The sequence below is a fragment of the Olleya namhaensis genome (assembly GCF_900114005.1).
GTDB lineage: Bacteria > Bacteroidota > Bacteroidia > Flavobacteriales > Flavobacteriaceae > Olleya > Olleya namhaensis.
The window spans coordinates 100,758-117,981 of sequence record NZ_FORM01000008.1 but is presented as its reverse complement, the minus strand read 5'-3'; the positions used below and the strand labels follow the sequence as shown (position 1 = coordinate 117,981).

The window sequence follows — 17,224 nt, the reverse complement described above, 5'->3', positions numbered from 1 at the left end:
TTTCATTTAACATCATATTTAAAATGCATATAAGTCCCATAAATTATATGCATAATACCAAAACCAATAACCCAAAGCCAGAATCCGTATCCAGGATATAAGCTTGCGATAAGACCTAAGATAATTTCTGTAAAGCCTAAATACTTGATATCACCTATGCTATACTTTGAAGCGCTAACTAATGCTAATCCATAAAAAATAAGCATTAAGCCTCCGGTTTGTCCGTAGCGTCCTTGGCTAAGTATTATTAAAATATATAAACCACCTGCCACTAACGGAATTAGAAAATTAAATAGTAACCGTTTTGAAGAACCGTCCCATATACTTTCTCCATTTTGTTTTGCTTTTTTTGTAGTTAAATAAATTCCGGTAACCACACTTAAAAAAGCAACCATAAATAGGATAAAAAAGACGTATCTAAAAACCCAACCATCTAAAGTTAATGTTCCGTAGCTATAAGTTGTGACTAAATAGTAGGTTAGAGCTGCGCCAATTAAAGCATAGATACCTGCTAATATACCTGACAAACCACTTAATGATATAAACCTTGAAGACTTATTCATTAAATTTTTAATCGTGCTAATGTCTTTTAAATAATCTTTGTCGCTCATGGTAAAAGTACTTTGAATTACAAAGTAACCGTAAATCGTTTAAATATGCAAGTTAAAAGTTTCTTAATATTCATTTTAACATTTAGGGGGAAGTGCTATTTATTTTTCATAGATTTATAATCTAACTATTTAAAAACAAAAATTATTATGGCATTGACAAGTTTACTTTTAGACATTGCAAACATCTCAGGAGGGTTGTTATTAGGATTAGCAACTTTAGATAAATGGGATGGAGAAGCTAACTTTTTTAATAAAATTGCTGGTGTATTAGCGCCTTTTCAAACAGTAATTGGAGGTGCGTTATTGGTGTTACCAATATTAGGAATATTTTCAGGAGGATTTAGTATCTACGGATTAGTAAGTATTGTTGGAGGTTTATTGTTACTAACGCACGTCTTTGGAAAAGTACCAGCTTTGGAAGAAACATTAAGAAAAGTATCAAGCAAGCTTATGCCTTTTAAAGCTATTATAGGTATTGCTTTATTAGCAATTGGCGTATTAAGTTTATTACATATATTATAATAACAATTGAATCCTGCTGAAGATTATATCTTAAAGCAACCAGAACCTTACAGTTCTATTTTGCTGCATTTGCAGGTCATTGTTGAGCATACTATTAGTATTGCAGAATTAAAGTACAAGTGGGGTCTTCCGTTTTATTATATAAACGGAAAACCCTTTTGTTATTTTAATGCGAGTCATAAAGGACAATTTGTAGATGTTGCTTTTGTAAAAGGCAATCAAATTAATGTCTTTAAATCGCATCACGTTACTGAGAAGCGAAAAAAAATGATGTCTTTAAGATATCAGTCTTTAGAAGAGGTCAATGATGCTGTTATAATAGCAATATTGCAAGAGGCGTATAGTTTGTATTGATTATAACCTAAAGCGACCACCAAAAGAGATAACACGTTGTAAAAACCAAAAATGCTGTGATGCACTCTCATTAGCATTGCTTGTTGTTCTAATATCTGGCATGTTTATATAACCACCTTTTAAGTCTACTTGAATAAAAAAGTATTTATAAAACGTAAGGTTAAGACCAACATTTAAGTGGGTTCCGTAACCTGCTAAATGAAACTCGTCATAGCGATCTTTTGCTAATAAAGTAGTATTTGTTTTAGGATATAAAGCTCCAGCACCAAAACCTTCAGTTACATTTAATTGAAAGATATCTGTATTGTTGATTTTAAATAAAGACGAAATATCATCAAATCTATTCAATTCTAAATACACGTAGTTTAATCCGTTTGTATGTTCAAATTTTAAAAAATCTTCTGATAAAAAATAGGGATCACCATTAAATTCTTGATTATAAATACTACCGTCTTCGTCAGCAGGTAAATCAATATATCCTGTCACAGTTCTAGTTCTGTTTCTGTTCATAACATACTTCATGTGATCTACTCCAAGCGCAACATTATACTTGTCAGAAATAAAATATCCAGCCTTAAAATTAGTCTGTGGTATGGTCATACTAGTTGGGTTGATATAATCTATATGCCAACCTTTTGGTTTGTCTTTTGCAGTAACATCTTGTATGGTAAAGTCGTAGCCTTCACCTTCAAATCTAATATCAGATTTAGAAAAGGTTTCTCTGTTTCCTCCCCAGCTTACATAAAATTTTCCCTTGTTGTGTGCAGTATATTTTTCTGTATTGGTGTCTTGGGCTATTGTAGATATTGAAAATAGGGTAAGACATAACAATGCTAATGTGTTTAGCGTTTTGTTTTTCATTGTAAAATAATAATTTTTGTATGTATTTAAAAAGTAGTGACTAGTTTTCTAATAGCCGTTAAGTTGCTTAATAGCGCTTCTAAGTTATCTAAATGTAGCATATTTGCGCCATCACTTTTAGCATTAGCAGGGTCAAAATGTGTTTCTATAAACAAACCGTCAACGTTATTTACAATTCCTGCGCGTGCAATAGTTTCGATCATATCTGGACGTCCACCTGTTACACCTGCACTTTGATTTGGTTGTTGTAAAGAGTGCGTTACATCTAATACCGTTGGTGCGTACTGACGCATTGTTGGAATACCTCTAAAGTCTACAATCATATCTTGGTAGCCAAACATAGTTCCACGATCCGTAATCCAAGCCTTATCACTTCCAGCATCTTTTACTTTTTGTACCGCATGCTTCATAGCTTCAGGACTCATAAATTGCCCTTTTTTAAGGTTGACTACTTTACCTGTTTTGGCAGCAGCAACAACAAGATCTGTTTGGCGAACTAAAAAAGCAGGAATTTGTAATACATCAACATACTGCGCAGCTTTTGCAGCATCACTTACTTCATGGATATCAGTAACGGTTGGGACATCAAATTTTTCAGAAACTTTAGCTAAAATTTCTAAAGCCTTTTCGTCTCCAATACCCGTAAAACTATCAATTCTACTGCGGTTAGCTTTTTTAAAACTTCCTTTAAAAATATAAGGAATTTCAAGTTTGTTAGTAATAGTTAAAACTTTTTCGGCAATTCTAAACGCCATATCTTCTCCTTCAATAGCACAAGGCCCACAAAGCAAAAAGAAATTGTTACTGTCTGTATGTTTTATTTTAGGAATATCTTGAAGTATCATAATTGTAATAATTTATGATGCAAAGATAAGTTAATTTTCAGTAGTTAGTAGGCTTGTATTGGGTCTTAACATTTGCTGTATTTTACTATTTGTATGGTTACGATAATACAAGGCTAATAAAATAAAAAGAACAATACTTATTACAACTAGATAAATAATAGAAGTCATTGTTTTTTCGACGTGTAAAAGTGCTAAGTAAGGCGAAATAATTATTTTACTAATAACACTTAATACTAAAGCAACGACAATGGAAATAGCTAAAATTTTATAAGCAATGGTATGGTATACTTTAGCAATTTGAGCTTTAGAATAGCCTAAAAAGTGAAGTTGCGTAATGGTCTGTTTGTTTTTTAATATCAACAAGTTAATGTTTGTTATGACTAAGTAAATGGATAAGAATGTAATTAATAACCCAATACCTAAAACAATACTAAGTATTAATTTTAAGACATAACTCAGTTTTGAGTTTTGTACATCATTTGATAAATAATTGTACTTTTTTGAAGCTAGAAATTGTAATAATTTAGGATCTGATGGATTGATAACATCAAGAATAATTCTAGATATTTTAGATTCTTTTAAAGGGCTTAGTGTTTTGTTGGTATAACTTAAAAAGGATTCTGGAACTAATATAGAATTTATTTTTTCGGAAGCATCCAAAATATAGGCAGGATATAGTTCTGTTTTACTTGAACCAGTAAGTTTTAGGTCAATAGGAATTTGTCTTATAATTTTCTCATTAATCTGAGGCATTCCAGTACTTGCTGCGTATCCAAAATTATAAAGGTTAATATAGTTTTTAGGAATTATAATCGGGACTTCTCGATCTCCGGGTTGCCATTTCCAATCGTCACTTTTAATGTCAATAAATTCGTCTCCAACAGCTTCTAAAAACATTTCTGTAGATATCCCAGTGTAGTTGGGTAATGTTACACTTGCAAGTACACGATAGGTGCCATGTGTAAAACCACCCGTTTTATTAATAAAGGGTTGTTGTTTAAGTTCTTCTATTTCGTCGGTAGTAAAAGCGTTATCTCGTCCTAAGTCTTTATAAATAATTAAGTTTTGATTGCCTAACAAATCGTTTTCTGAACTAAACACCGGTCTTGTGTCAATAAATAACTGAATCACAATTAGTAATATGGCTAATCCTAAACTAGAACTGAGTGCAAAAAATAGGAGTTGAGATTTATCAACTTGTTTTTTTAGAAGTATATCAATCATAGCAGTAGTATTTTTGTATAATTGATATTATAAGTATCACCTAAACTTGCAATTATTAAAGTTGCTTTGTTTTGTTCTACTTCTTGAGAGACAAGGTTAACTGCATTTGTTATTTGAGTTTGATCTATATGGCTAAAGGGCTCGTCTAATAATAAGATCTTAAATGGTTGGCATAAAGCTCTAACAATAGCAACACGTTGTTGTTGACCGTAAGATAAAGTTTCTGCTTTTTTGTGTGCTAATTGATCTACATCCAATTGTGCTAACATTGCCAAAATCTCAGTTTCAGATTTATGATTGGTTAGTGTGTTTTTAAGTTGAATATTTTCCAAAGCTGTCAATTCTGGAAATAGTCGAAGACCTTGAAATACAATCGAAATTTTTTCTCGTCTTAAAGACGTCCAATCATTTTCAGAAAATGAAGCAATTGTCGTTTTCTCAAATATAATAGAACCAGAATAGCGATTATTTAAGCCATATAAAAAGTTGAAAAATGAACTTTTTCCACTTCCGGAAACGGCTTTTATTAAATATTTTGAATTTGGAAGTAATTCAAAATTTTTACTCCAGACTTCGGATGAAGCTGGAGTAAAAAAGTTTGGTGTTATATTTTGGATTGTAATTTGCACGCTAATTAGTTCTTTTCAGAAGTAAGTTTAGCTATTTCATCACCGTATAAAATTGTCTGAATAAGTGAGTTTTTATCACCTTTTGTAGTTATAAAGGACTCAGCTCCATTAATATCCATGTAGAAATGATTTTCTTCAAAATACTTTTCGTACAATTCAGCACTTTTATCTGTTATGTTATCTATTGGATTCTTTTTTCTGCCTCTAGAAAAACTATTAAAGTCGTCATAATTGTCAAAGCTTGTGTAACGACTAGATCTATCGTACTGACTAGTTTGATATAGCTTTGAAACGATACTATTAAAATCACCTTTACTGTAAAAGTAAAGACTATGTGATAATTTATCGATGTGCTTAAAATCTGATAAGTTTTTTGCTAATTTCCCACTATTTTTAACTTCATCAGCTTTATTTCCATCGTTTGTTATAAAAATTAAATCATCAGTAACCACCATTAAAATATCCTCTTCCAATTGATAATAATTTTTGCTAATTTCCTTAATTCGTGATTTTTTTTCTTTAATAGCATTAAAAAACCTATCAAATTTAGCTTTATCTTTTATAGCTATTGCAGTATAAATATTTGGAGATTTTTTTTCAGGAGAATCATTTTTGTCAGCCGTAAGTATTACTGTTCCGGTAAATATTTTTGAAAAATCTTGAGTGTCCATTCCTAAGTCTTTTTCAAGTTCACGATTAGCTCTTTTGGTGTTTTTTTTCAATTCTTCTCTTACCGAAATAGGTAAAGATTTGTTGTCTTTTAAGCTTAAAATGTGTTCGTAAATTGTTTCAGTATCTACAGATAGTTTTGTTAGCATGACAGGATTACTAGGCAAAACGTTTAGAAGTTTTTTGTCATATGAAGTAGTCATCCATTTGTCATAACCTACTAACGATTTAATGTCATTGTTTAATTTTAGTTTAGTAGCGCTATGTACGTTATCATCTTCAAAAGTGCTATAGTAGCTCAGATTGTTGTTTTCTAAATTAATATTCATTCCGGCAAATGCACTCAAAATACCATCCAAAGCATCGCCTAGTGGAGAAGAAGTAATATGTAAGCCTATGTCTTGGTTTGTGTCAAAAAAGTTGTCAAAATAATTAGTAGCTAATATAGTTTCTTGCCTATCTAAATTTGTTAAATCTATTAATTCTGCTGCTGCATAGTTTTTTGCTCCAATAATTAACGCAGTTTTATTGTTCCAACCAATAGCAAGTTCTTTAGTTGAATATATTGTAAAATTGTTATCTTTTCCAACATTAGTTTCTTTTTCTAAATTTGGAATTTTATTTAGCATTGGTGTTATAAAAGTTTCAAAAGCACTTGCATCTTTAATTGGTAGGGCTAAGCCTCCAAACCCAGATAGTCTTTTAATAGATCCAAATCCAAGAATAAATTCTTTTCTAAAGGTGTTGTTTAAGTTTTCTGAGGTCATAAATTCAGAAACAAAATCTTTTATTTCTTTAGGAGCTTTCTCTTTAATAAGGGTGTTTATATTTAAATTATTTATGTCCAAATCTTTACTTTTATCAGACAAGGATTTTAAATTAATATACATGACGCCAACAGCGTCTTTTGGGATAAAGTAAGATTCTTCATTTTTAGTACCGCAACTGGCTAATAAAATAGAGACGACTAATAGGGAAAGGATTTTTTTCATGGTTATGATTGGTTTTTTAACGGGTTGATTAATAAGTTAACAAATCTAATAATATAATGTTTTGTAGGAAATATTTTATAGTAAATTTCTATATTTAAACATAACTATCTGTGTGTGTTTGTTTAAAAATGTTACAAATTTTAAAGAGGAATTTATCAAATATAAATTAAAACGGGTTTTTAGATAAAAATTGAGTACATTTGCACGCTTAAAATAAGGCACCATTATGGCTAATATTAAAAATATTGCAATTATTGCACACGTCGATCACGGAAAAACTACGTTGGTTGATAAAATCATGTACCACTGTCAATTGTTTCGTGAAAACGAAAACACAGGAGACTTAATTTTGGATAACAATGATTTAGAACGTGAAAGAGGAATTACAATTACTTCTAAAAACGTTTCTGTAATTTACAAAGACACAAAAATTAATATCATTGATACACCAGGTCACGCCGATTTTGGAGGAGAAGTAGAGCGTGTATTAAACATGGCTGATGGTGTTGTATTATTAGTGGATGCTTTTGAAGGACCAATGCCTCAAACGCGTTTTGTATTACAAAAAGCGATTGACTTAGGTTTAAAACCTTGTGTTGTTGTAAACAAAGTAGATAAAGAAAACTGTACTCCGGATGAAGTACATGAAAAAGTTTTTGATCTAATGTTCGAATTAGGAGCAGAAGAGTGGCAGTTAGATTTCCCAACCGTTTATGGTTCGGCAAAAAACAACTGGATGAGTGATGACTGGAAAGTAGAAACTGAAAATGTTGAGCCATTATTAGATATGGTTATAGAGCACGTTCCTACACCTGTTTTTGATGAAGGAACAACTCAATTACTTATTACTTCTTTAGATTTCTCTTCTTTTACAGGTCGTATCGCGATTGGTAGGTTACAAAGAGGAAGTTTAGTAGAAGGACAACAAATATCTCTTGTAAAAAGAGATGGTTCTGTTACAAAAAGTAAAATCAAAGAATTATTTATATTTGAAGGTTTAGGACGTAAAAGAGTAGACAGCGTACAAACAGGAGATATCTGTGCAATTGTAGGAATCGAAGGATTTGAAATTGGAGATACTGTTGCAGATATTGAAAACCCAGAGGGTTTAAAATCAATTGCAATTGATGAGCCTACAATGAGTATGTTATTTACAATTAACGATTCTCCTTTCTTTGGAAAAGATGGTAAATATGTAACGTCTCGTCACATTAAAGATCGTTTAGAAAAAGAATTAGAAAAGAATTTAGCACTTAAACTAGGTGAAACTGGTAGTGCAGATAAATTTATGGTCTTTGGACGTGGTGTATTACACTTGTCAGTTTTAATTGAAACGATGCGTCGTGAAGGTTATGAATTACAAATTGGGCAACCACAGGTAATTATCAAAGAAATTGATGGTGTTAAATGTGAACCAGTTGAAGAATTAACAATTGACCTTCCAGAAACTGTTTCTGGTAGAGCTGTAGAGTTTGTAACTTTACGTAAAGGTGAATTATTAAGTATGGAAGCAAAAGGAGATCGTATGATTTGCGAATTCTTAATTCCTTCTCGTGGTATTATTGGTTTACGTAACTTGTTATTAACAGCTACTGCTGGAGAGGCAATTATGGCACACCGTTTTAAAGAATACCAACCATTAAAAGGTGCTATTGCTGGACGTATTTCTGGATCTTTAATTTCTATGGAAAATGGTAAAGCTATACCTTACTCTATCGATAAATTACAAGATAGAGGTAAGTTTTTCGTTGAGCCAGGTGAAGATATTTACGAAGGTCAAGTAATTGGTGAGAACTCTCGTCAAGATGATATGTCTGTAAACATTACTAAAGCTAAAAAGCAAAGTAATGTACGTAGTTCTGGAGCAGATGATAAAGCTAAGATTGTACCAGCTATCAAGTTTAGTTTAGAAGAAGCATTAGAATATATCCAAAAAGATGAGTATGTAGAGGTTACACCAAACCATATTCGTTTACGTAAGATCTATTTAACAGAAAACGATCGTAAGAGAAACAAGATTGCTTAATACGTGAAGCACTTACAGTTACCAAATCCAACACTTAGACGTGTAGTACACTCTAAATATATAGATATAGTTGGTGTAATTTTGGTAGCCGCTATCTGTTTTTACAGAGGGTTTCATGAAACAATATATTATCAGGGAGGTATCCAATTTGGGGTACCTCTTTCTGGTTTTAGTGATTACATATCTAAAGGCGCATTTCCAATTGGATTATTGTCTACAATAGGAGCTGTAGTATCTTTATTAGCTGCTAGAATGATTGTTAAACAACAAAATCTAGGAAATTGGATTGGCGTGTTTACTACTGTTAATTCAGGTATTATTGATTACCTATTTGGAAATCATTCTGCCATTATAACCTACCCCTTAACATTTATTATAGCCATTATTGCTACCAAAAAATGGAGTGAGGGTGAGCAGGTTAAAAAAGCAGATACCAAATATTGGTTACTCATACTTTTGGCCTTTATAGCCTCTTATACATTAGTGTTTTTAGGTTTTTATTGGTTTGGAACAACTATTAAAAATCAATTTTTTAAACACACCGTTGCTATTATTTTTGGAATATCATTAGTGGGTAATATAAGTACCGCTTTTAAATACGAGCAGACTTTTTTAACGTGGTCTTTTTATAACCTAGCGCAGATTATTAAAAATGTAATACAAGGTAATGTTGCAAACATTGTTAAATATGTGTTTTACATCATAAATTCAATACTTACTTTTTTTGATTGGCGTATTAATGGCGATGTTAAAAAGACAAAAGGAGAGTTAGGTTAAAGTTTCTCTGATTTAATAATTACATTATATTCTTAATATAAATTTGTAACAATGTTTATATTTACAAAAAACACAAATGTATAGTCTCTATTTTGATCCGGGTTTAGGTGCGATGATTATTCAATCTATCGTGGCTGCAGTTGCGGCTATTCTTTTATTTTCAAAAAATATCATGTATAAAGTTAAAGTCTTTTTGGGAATGGACAAAAAGGAGAATGATGATCTTTTTGATGATATTAATGTAAAAGATTCTGATACGGATAAAACGTCTAAATAGTGACTACCATATCTAAACATAGTGCTTCATTTAGGGATCCTTCTGGATATGTGTTTCTAGACGATGGTGTTATTAAAAGAACCATTAATCCTATTTATTTTAAGCAGTATGAAGCCTTAAATACTTCTGGATTTTTTAAAGCCTTATTTGATAACAAGCTTTTGGTTGCCCATAAAGAAGTTTCAGCTACAGCTGAAAAAATTATAATCCAACCAGAACACATTCCGTTTATTACTTATCCATACGAGTGGAGTTTTAATCAATACAAAGAAGCGGCATTATTAACATTAAAACTTCAGAAGTACGCCTTAGAGCATGGGTTTTCTTTAAAAGATGCTAGTGCCTTTAATGTTGCGTTTTACAAGGGAAAAGCTATTTTTATTGATACGCTTTCTTTTGATTTTTATGTCGAAGATTCACCCTGGCGAGGATACAAACAATTTATATCTCATTTTTTAGGACCTTTAGTATTATCACATTATCATGGTGCGCAATCCATAAAATTAATAAGTAATTTTATAGACGGTATTCCAATAAAAATGTTGGCATCTATGTTGCCTTTTAAAACTAAACTTAACCCGTTTTTGTATACTAATATTCATTTATTAGCAAAGTTTGAAGACAAGCATAGTCAAGATTATAAAGGCGAATCTAAAGCGTCTATATTATCTAAAAAAGCACAGTTAAATATTGTTCAAAGCTTATATGATTATATAAAAAACCTAACACTTAAAGAGCATAGTGAGTGGGGGGATTATTATGATAAAACAAATTATAGTGCTAGTGCTTTTATTAAAAAGGCGACAATTATTAATCAATGGATTGATACATTAAAGACTAATACTATTATTGATATTGGTGGCAATGATGGTACGTTTGTTAGAAAAATAGAACGTCAATTACAGCAGGCCTTGGTTTGTGATATTGATAATAACGCGGTAGATTTTAACTTTAAAACAATTAAAGAAAACAAAGAGACTTACATGACGCCGTTTGTGTTGGATGTTTTAAATCCTTCTGCAAGTATCGGGTTTAATAATACAGAGCGTCTATCGTTTTTAAATCGCATACAAGCTTTTGCGCCAGAAGCTACTTTAGCTCTAGCAGTTATACACCATATGTCACTTAGTGGAAATGTGTCGTTTAAAATGTCTGCACAATTTTTTGAATCGTTTTCTAAATATTTAATTATCGAATTCCCTAAACGAGAAGATTCTTGGGTGCAAAGATTATTAGATAGTAAGACTGATTTTAAGGATTACTTCGATTTTTATAACATTAGTAATTTTGAAAAAGAATACAGCTCTTATTTTGATATCATAGAAAAGCTAGCTATCCAAGACACGCATCGTGTGTTGTATTTAATGAAGGTTAAATGAAAAAACATCTTGCCAATTTTATAAATAATAAAAATAATCTTCCACTCTTAGTCGGTATAGCTTCGGGTTTGTATCCCATGTTATATTATTTTAATGCTAATTACACACAAGCAAATTCGGTAAGTCAATTACTGTTTTTTAGTTTTTTCTTTATTGTTGTTCCAGTTTTAATCTTTAGTATTTTTAATTACTTTTCAAAAAAAATTAAACTTTTAGAAGCTAATAAATTCAAGCTTTTTGTTTTATTAGATATTGGCTTTTTTGGCAGTTTTATTTTGATAAGTACCTTTAGGTTTCAGTTAATTTATATCATTCCGCTAATTATTGTGGCACTGTGTTGCGCATTATTTTTTAGTAAACATTTAAAAAAAATAGTGGTCTTTCAGTTTCTGTTGGTGGTTATGGCTTTAGTATCACTTATTCCTACTGTTTTTAAACACGTCACGTATTCTAAACAATGGTTAGAGCAGCCTGATGCTATTACCAAGGTTATATTTAAGACAACTCCTAATGTTTATTTTATTCAAGTAGATGGATATGCTAATGTGGATAAGTTAAGCAAAGGACCTTATGGCTATGACAATTCTAGTTTTAACAGCTATTTAAAAGAAGCTGGTTTTAAAAATTATTCAGACTATCGAAGTAATTATTATTCGACTTTAAGTTCTAATAGTTCACTTTTAGCAATGAAGCACCATTACTATTCTAGTCCGGATCACTCTTTTGCAGAGTTGTCTCATGCTAGAGAAAATATTGTCTCTAAAAACTCTGTTTTAGAGATTTTTAAAAACAATACGTATAAAACACATCTTTTGATGGACAAGTATTATTTTTTGCTAAATAGACCAACTTTAGGATTTGATTATAGTAACATAAAATATAAAGACGTACCGTTTAGGTATAAAGGACTGGGACCCGTTAGAGATGTTATTTCTGATTTAAAAACGGTATTGCCAAAAGATACTTTGACTTCTAATTTTTACTTTATTCAAAAGCTATTGCCTTCTCATGTTACTAACAGTTCAAGTGAGTCTGTAAATAAAATAACCGAAAAAGAAAACTACTTAAATAAGTTACAACAAGCTAATCTATGGTTACAAGAGATTATTACGTTGATAGATAGTCAGGATAAAAATGCGCTAATTATTATAACTGCAGATCATGGTGGGTTTGTTGGTTTTAATACCACGTTAGAAGCGCGAATTAAACAAACAGATCCGGATCTAATATATTCTATTTATACTGCTATGTTGGCAATTAAATGGAATGGTATGCCTCCAGACTTTGATACTAAATTTAAAACTCCAGTTAATTTTTTTAGAATCCTTTTTTCTTATTTAGTTGAAAATGAGAGTTATTTGGATCATCTTGAAGATGATAGTAGTTATATTATGATCAATCAAGGCGCGCCGTTTGGAGTCTATAAATATATTGATAACCAAGGAGAAACGGTTTTTGAGCCATTATCTAATTAAATGTACTACAATTGCTTTTTTAATTAGTAATTTAGGCTGGCCTAAAATTGTAATATTATTTTTTCAATACAAACATACAACCCCGAATACTTTAACGTTTGGAACGATTTTGTTGTCGCCTCCAAGAACGCAACGTTTTTATTTAATCGAAACTTTATGGAGTACCATAACGACAGATTTAATGATTTCTCATTGCTTGTTTTTAAAGATGAAAAATTAGTTGCTATACTACCAGCAAACAGGGTTGAAGATTGTGTTTATTCTCATCAAGGGTTAACATATGGCGGCTTAGTGTTTAAAGAAAATTTAAAATTGAATAGCGTTTTATTAATTTATAAAGCACTTTTAAAATTTTTAAATGAAGCTAAAATATCAGAATTACAATTAAAAATATTGCCTTCTATTTATAATACATTGCCAAACGATGAGCAGTCTTATATCATGTTTTTGCTAAATGCAAAACTTAATAGACGGGATGCATTATCTGTAATTGATTACAGACAGGCCTTGAAATTTTCTAAAGATAGGTTAGAAGGCGTTAAACGAGGTAAAAAACACGGTTTAGTTATTAAGGAAGAAGGTGGTTTTGAATCTTTTTGGTCTACAGTGCTTGAACCTAATTTAAATGAAAAGCATAATGTGAAACCGGTGCATAGTTTAGCCGAAATAACAGCATTAAAAACTAATTTTGAAAAACAAATACGTCAATTTAATGTCTATCAAAATAATCAGATAGTAGCTGGGACTACAATTTTTGAGAGCAAATATGTTGCGCATTCGCAATATATATCGGGTAATAATCAAAAGAATGAATTAGGAAGTTTAGATTTTTTGCATCATTATTTAATTACGTCTGTATTTAATAAGAAACGATTTTTTGATTTTGGAGTGTCTAATGTAAATAACGGAAGACAAGTTAATCAAGGTTTGCAATATTGGAAGGAAGGTTTTGGAGCAAGAACGGTAACACAAGATTTTTATACGGTGGATACTAACAGTTATAAAATTTTAGACACGGTATTGATATGATAAAGTTTTTAGATCTACCAAAAATTAATGCACGTTTTGAGTCAGAATTCAAATCGGAGTTCAATGCATTTTTAAATTCAGGAGTATATGTTTTAGGACAAGGTGTAACAACATTTGAAGCTAACTATGCGGATTATTGTGGAACTAAATATTGTATTGGTGTCAGTAATGGGTTTGATGCTTTAGCTTTAATCTTTAAAGGCTATTTAGAATTAGGCGTATTGCAAAAGGGGGATGAAGTTATTGTGCCTGCTAATACATTTATTGCATCTATATTGGCTATTATGGAAGTGGGCTTAAAACCTGTTTTGATTGAACCTAATACGGATAGCTTTAATATAGAAGCATCGGAAATTGAAAAACATATTTCCGAAACAACAAAAGCGATATTGATTGTTCATTTATATGGGCAATTGTGTGATGTTTCTGAAATTAATGCGTTAGCCAAGCGTAACCAGTTATTAGTTGTTGAAGATGCTGCACAATCCACAGGAGCTATCGATAGTCTAACATCAAAACGATCGGGAAACTTATGCGATGCAGCAGCTTTTAGCTTTTACCCAAGTAAAAACTTAGGGGCTTTAGGAGATGCAGGAGCGGTCACTACTAATAATAAAGCATTAACTGATGTTATTTTTAAATTAAGAAATTACGGCACATCATCTAAATATGTAAATGATGTATTGGGAGTAAATAATAGATTGGACGAAATTCAAGCCTTGTTTTTAAATGTTAAGCTTAAATTTTTGGATGCGGATAATGTACAGCGTGTAGCTATTGCAAAACGTTATTTGTTAGAAGTAAAAAATGTAAAGATAAAATTACCGGTGTTTAATGGTTTACGCAATCATGTGTTTCATCTGTTTGTTGTTTTGGTAGAAAATCGAGATGATTTTATTAATTATTTAGAGTCACATAAGATTCAATCAGGGATTCATTATCCAATTCCGCCGCACAAACAAAAAGCACTTCATCGATTTAACGAGTTAAAATTTCCGATAACAGAAAAAATTCACGAAACTTGTGTGAGTATTCCTATTAGTCCAGTTATGACTAAACTTCAGGTCGATACTGTAATAGCAATACTTAACGGATATTAATTGAAAAATTTTTTAGAATACATAAATACTAATGTTTTAGTTAAAGTGGCTTCACTTAACTCAATCTCTGTTATTGTAAAAATAATAGCAGGATTCTTAACATCAAAAGCACTAGCTTTATTTGTTGGGTCAGAAGGGATGGCATTAGTTGGTAATTTAAGAAACTTTACAGGGTCTATACAATCCATATCTATACTTGGGTTATATAAAGGGGTTGTAAAGTATATCGCTCAATTTAAAAAAGATACCGTTCAACTTAGTAAAGTATTATCTACAGTATTCTATTTAGGCTTTATCTCCAGTTTATTAATGTCTTTTCTGGTTTACCTGAAAGCGGATTATATTAGTGATTTAATATTTAAAGACTATAATAATTATGCCTATATCATTAGGATATTTGCTGTAGCAATACCTTTTTATTGCCTAAACATGTTTGCCTTTTCTATTTTAAATGGGTTTGGTAAATACAAGTACTTGATAATATTCAATATTTTTGGACAAATCTTAGGGGCTACAGTTACTATTTTGTTGATTTGGCAACAAAAAGTAGATGGGGCTTTGATAGCTGTGGTAGTGGCAGAATCCCTTATATTTTTAATCACATTGGTTGGAATTATTAATCGTCGAAATTTTGCACCATTAATAAAGTCAAGTAACTTTAGTTTAAGTTTTGCTAGAAAGTTAAGTTCGTATTCCGGTATGGCTTTGTTTTCTGCAATAATATTACCATTAATAGCGATACTAATTAGAAGCTATATTATAGATAATATTGGATTAAAAGAAGCCGGTTTTTGGGAAGCCATGAATAGAATATCAAAGTATTACTTGTTATTTGTAACCACGCTTTTGACCATGTATATCTTACCTAGATTTTCAGAGATTGATAATATCAAGGATTTTAGAAAAGAAGTTTTTGGTTTTTATAAGTCTATTATTCCAATATTTGCTGTTGGATTAGTGGTCATCTATTTTTTGAGACATTTTATTGTTCAGGTTGTGTTGACGGACGAGTTTACACCTGTTGAAGATTTGTTTTTATGGCAATTAATGGGTGATTTTATTAAAGTGCTGTCAGTAGTCATTGCTTATCAGTTTTTGGCTAAACGCATGTTTTGGCATTATATTATTACCGAAGCTTTTTCTGTAACCACGTTATATTTTACAAGTACATTATTGATTGACGAATTTGGGGTAGTCGGGGCAAATATGGCCTATTTTATAACTAATGTTATGTATTACGCCATAATACTACTAATTTTTTATTCGTCTTTATTTGGTGTGCTACCGGATAATTTAGAAGGAGAGTAATCTATAATGTATTCCAGGTTTTAACGTATTGTGCTGCTATATTTTTATAGTTATGATGTGTTGTTATAAAAGCATTAGCATTTACAGATATTGTCTTAATAATATTTGGGTTAGTAATTAACCATTCTATTTTTTTGACTAAATAGTCTACATCGGGCAATGCATTAATAGCTATTGTATCTTCTTTTACATTATAATATGTTAACCATTGTTGCTCAGCGCCAGTAAATACCACCTTACCTTTAGCCATTGCTTCTAAAGCATTATAACCTTGATCATAACCATAGACTTGATCTAAAATTATATGTGCTTGGTTATAGCTATTTATGTATGTGTTGTATGGTAGATTTTTAGTGATTGTTATTTCGACTAGATCAGGATATTTTGACGCTATAATTTTTAAAGCTTTCTCAAAAAATAAGACGCCTTTTTTTATTGAATTTTCAGTATTTATACCCAAAAATATTTTAATTTTTTGATCTAAATCTAAAGGTGTGTAATTTATAATATCTGTATTTATTGGATTAGCTATCACACCTAGGTATTTAGGCGTGTTAATTAGAGGTAAATGGTAATCCAAATCTGAAGCAATAATCCCGTCGTAATTACGTGCTAAAAAGGTGTGTAGTTTTTTATGTCGTTCTGTGACATATTCTAAAGTAAAAGCATAGTCTTTTGCTAAAGTGTTGTCATTTAGATAAGGTGTTAGAAGGCTATAGTTTTCTTTGTTTTTTAAGGCATAAGAGATGTTGTAATAATCTTCTCCACAGGACAGTAAAACCACCTTTTTTGTTTTCTTAAAAAGTTTTTTTAGTAGTGCTATCTCTAAGCGTGCAGTTGTTTTAAGTGAGGCTTCGTTAATAAGTTGTACCACATCAAACTGCTTTAATTTGTTAAACACTAAATAGTATTTAATGGCAAGCTCTATTTTTATAATATTAATTCTAAACACTTTTAATATAGCTTTGGATAAAAATAGTAGGGCTTTTTTTTCTCTAAAAACAGAATACACTTTATAGTCAACCGGAAAGGATTTAAATCCATCTCCAGAGCCAATTATAACAACCTCATGATTTAAAGCTTCTAAACCTTCTTTTAAAGAATTGTGTAATCTACTATATTCACCCAATAATAAGATTTTCATTT

17 protein-coding genes are annotated in these 17,224 nt (G+C 30.9%); 10 read left to right on the top strand and 7 right to left on the bottom strand.

The window, feature by feature from the left end; translation table 11 throughout:
- Positions 1 to 2 precede the first annotated feature (2 nt).
- A complete protein-coding gene (locus BMZ09_RS13190; RefSeq protein WP_090841397.1) occupies positions 3 to 611 on the bottom strand; it encodes a hypothetical protein in 609 nt (202 codons plus the stop codon).
- 147 nt (positions 612 to 758) lie between these two features.
- On the opposite strand from BMZ09_RS13190, the gene BMZ09_RS13185 reads away from it, so the two are divergent.
- Positions 759 to 1,133 (top strand): hypothetical protein, encoded by a 375-nt coding sequence (locus tag BMZ09_RS13185; protein ID WP_090841394.1) that lies wholly within the window; start codon positions 759 to 761, stop codon positions 1,131 to 1,133.
- Between the two features lie 6 nt (positions 1,134 to 1,139).
- Positions 1,140 to 1,487 (top strand): DUF1801 domain-containing protein, encoded by a 348-nt coding sequence (locus BMZ09_RS13180; RefSeq protein ID WP_090841392.1) that lies wholly within the window; start codon positions 1,140 to 1,142, stop codon positions 1,485 to 1,487.
- On the opposite strand, the gene BMZ09_RS13175 is transcribed toward BMZ09_RS13180, so the two are convergent.
- Genes BMZ09_RS13175 through BMZ09_RS13155 form a run of 5 tightly spaced genes read right to left on the bottom strand, consistent with a single transcriptional unit; the run spans position 1,488 to position 6,707 of the window.
- On the bottom strand, positions 1,488 to 2,348 hold the full coding sequence (locus tag BMZ09_RS13175) for a TonB-dependent receptor (RefSeq protein WP_090841390.1): 861 nt from the start codon (positions 2,346 to 2,348) through the stop codon (positions 1,488 to 1,490).
- A 26-nt stretch (positions 2,349 to 2,374) separates the two neighbouring features.
- A complete protein-coding gene (kdsA, locus tag BMZ09_RS13170) occupies positions 2,375 to 3,193 on the bottom strand; it encodes a 3-deoxy-8-phosphooctulonate synthase (protein ID WP_090841388.1) in 819 nt (272 codons plus the stop codon).
- 30 nt (positions 3,194 to 3,223) lie between these two features.
- The gene (locus BMZ09_RS13165) at positions 3,224 to 4,417 is read right to left on the bottom strand and encodes an ABC transporter permease (RefSeq protein ID WP_090841386.1); all 1,194 of its coding nucleotides are present in this window, start codon (positions 4,415 to 4,417) and stop codon (positions 3,224 to 3,226) included.
- Positions 4,414 to 5,046 carry an ATP-binding cassette domain-containing protein gene (locus BMZ09_RS13160; protein WP_177183539.1) on the bottom strand — a complete coding sequence of 211 codons (633 nt, stop codon included), beginning with the start codon at positions 5,044 to 5,046 and terminating at the stop codon, positions 4,414 to 4,416. Before BMZ09_RS13160 ends, BMZ09_RS13165 begins: the two co-directional genes overlap by 4 nt.
- A 5-nt stretch (positions 5,047 to 5,051) precedes the next feature.
- A complete protein-coding gene (locus tag BMZ09_RS13155; RefSeq protein ID WP_090841382.1) occupies positions 5,052 to 6,707 on the bottom strand; it encodes a DUF4836 family protein in 1,656 nt (551 codons plus the stop codon).
- Positions 6,708 to 6,933: 226 nt separating this feature from the next.
- Here BMZ09_RS13155 and typA point away from each other — a divergent pair, with 226 nt between their 5' ends.
- The 8 genes from typA (at position 6,934) to BMZ09_RS13115 (ending at position 16,078) form a co-directional block, all read left to right on the top strand.
- Positions 6,934 to 8,733 (top strand): translational GTPase TypA, encoded by a 1,800-nt coding sequence (gene typA / locus BMZ09_RS13150; protein ID WP_090841380.1) that lies wholly within the window; start codon positions 6,934 to 6,936, stop codon positions 8,731 to 8,733.
- Positions 8,734 to 8,736: 3 nt separating this feature from the next.
- Positions 8,737 to 9,510 (top strand): nicotinamide mononucleotide transporter family protein, encoded by a 774-nt coding sequence (locus BMZ09_RS13145; protein WP_090841378.1) that lies wholly within the window; start codon positions 8,737 to 8,739, stop codon positions 9,508 to 9,510.
- Between the two features lie 76 nt (positions 9,511 to 9,586).
- Positions 9,587 to 9,787, top strand: coding sequence for a hypothetical protein (locus tag BMZ09_RS13140; RefSeq protein ID WP_090841374.1), 201 nt, complete (start codon positions 9,587 to 9,589; stop codon positions 9,785 to 9,787).
- Complete coding sequence (locus BMZ09_RS13135; RefSeq protein WP_090841372.1) at positions 9,787 to 11,166, top strand: nodulation protein NoeA; 1,380 nt, start codon at positions 9,787 to 9,789, stop codon at positions 11,164 to 11,166. The genes BMZ09_RS13140 and BMZ09_RS13135 overlap by 1 nt, the downstream gene beginning before the upstream one ends.
- A complete protein-coding gene (locus BMZ09_RS13130; protein ID WP_143067824.1) occupies positions 11,163 to 12,641 on the top strand; it encodes a hypothetical protein in 1,479 nt (492 codons plus the stop codon). The genes BMZ09_RS13135 and BMZ09_RS13130 overlap by 4 nt, the downstream gene beginning before the upstream one ends.
- A gap of 156 nt (positions 12,642 to 12,797) precedes the next feature.
- Positions 12,798 to 13,670, top strand: a complete 873-nt coding sequence (locus BMZ09_RS13125; protein ID WP_245741151.1) for a GNAT family N-acetyltransferase — start codon at positions 12,798 to 12,800, stop codon at positions 13,668 to 13,670.
- A complete protein-coding gene (locus tag BMZ09_RS13120) occupies positions 13,667 to 14,770 on the top strand; it encodes a DegT/DnrJ/EryC1/StrS family aminotransferase (RefSeq protein WP_090841366.1) in 1,104 nt (367 codons plus the stop codon). The genes BMZ09_RS13125 and BMZ09_RS13120 overlap by 4 nt, the downstream gene beginning before the upstream one ends.
- Positions 14,771 to 16,078 carry an O-antigen translocase gene (locus BMZ09_RS13115; RefSeq protein WP_090841365.1) on the top strand — a complete coding sequence of 436 codons (1,308 nt, stop codon included), beginning with the start codon at positions 14,771 to 14,773 and terminating at the stop codon, positions 16,076 to 16,078. It abuts the gene before it with no gap.
- A 1-nt stretch (position 16,079) separates the two neighbouring features.
- Here the strand turns inward: BMZ09_RS13115 and BMZ09_RS13110 are convergent, their stop codons facing one another.
- Positions 16,080 to 17,222, bottom strand: coding sequence for a glycosyltransferase (locus BMZ09_RS13110; RefSeq protein ID WP_090841363.1), 1,143 nt, complete (start codon positions 17,220 to 17,222; stop codon positions 16,080 to 16,082).
- Positions 17,223 to 17,224: the final 2 nt, after the last annotated feature.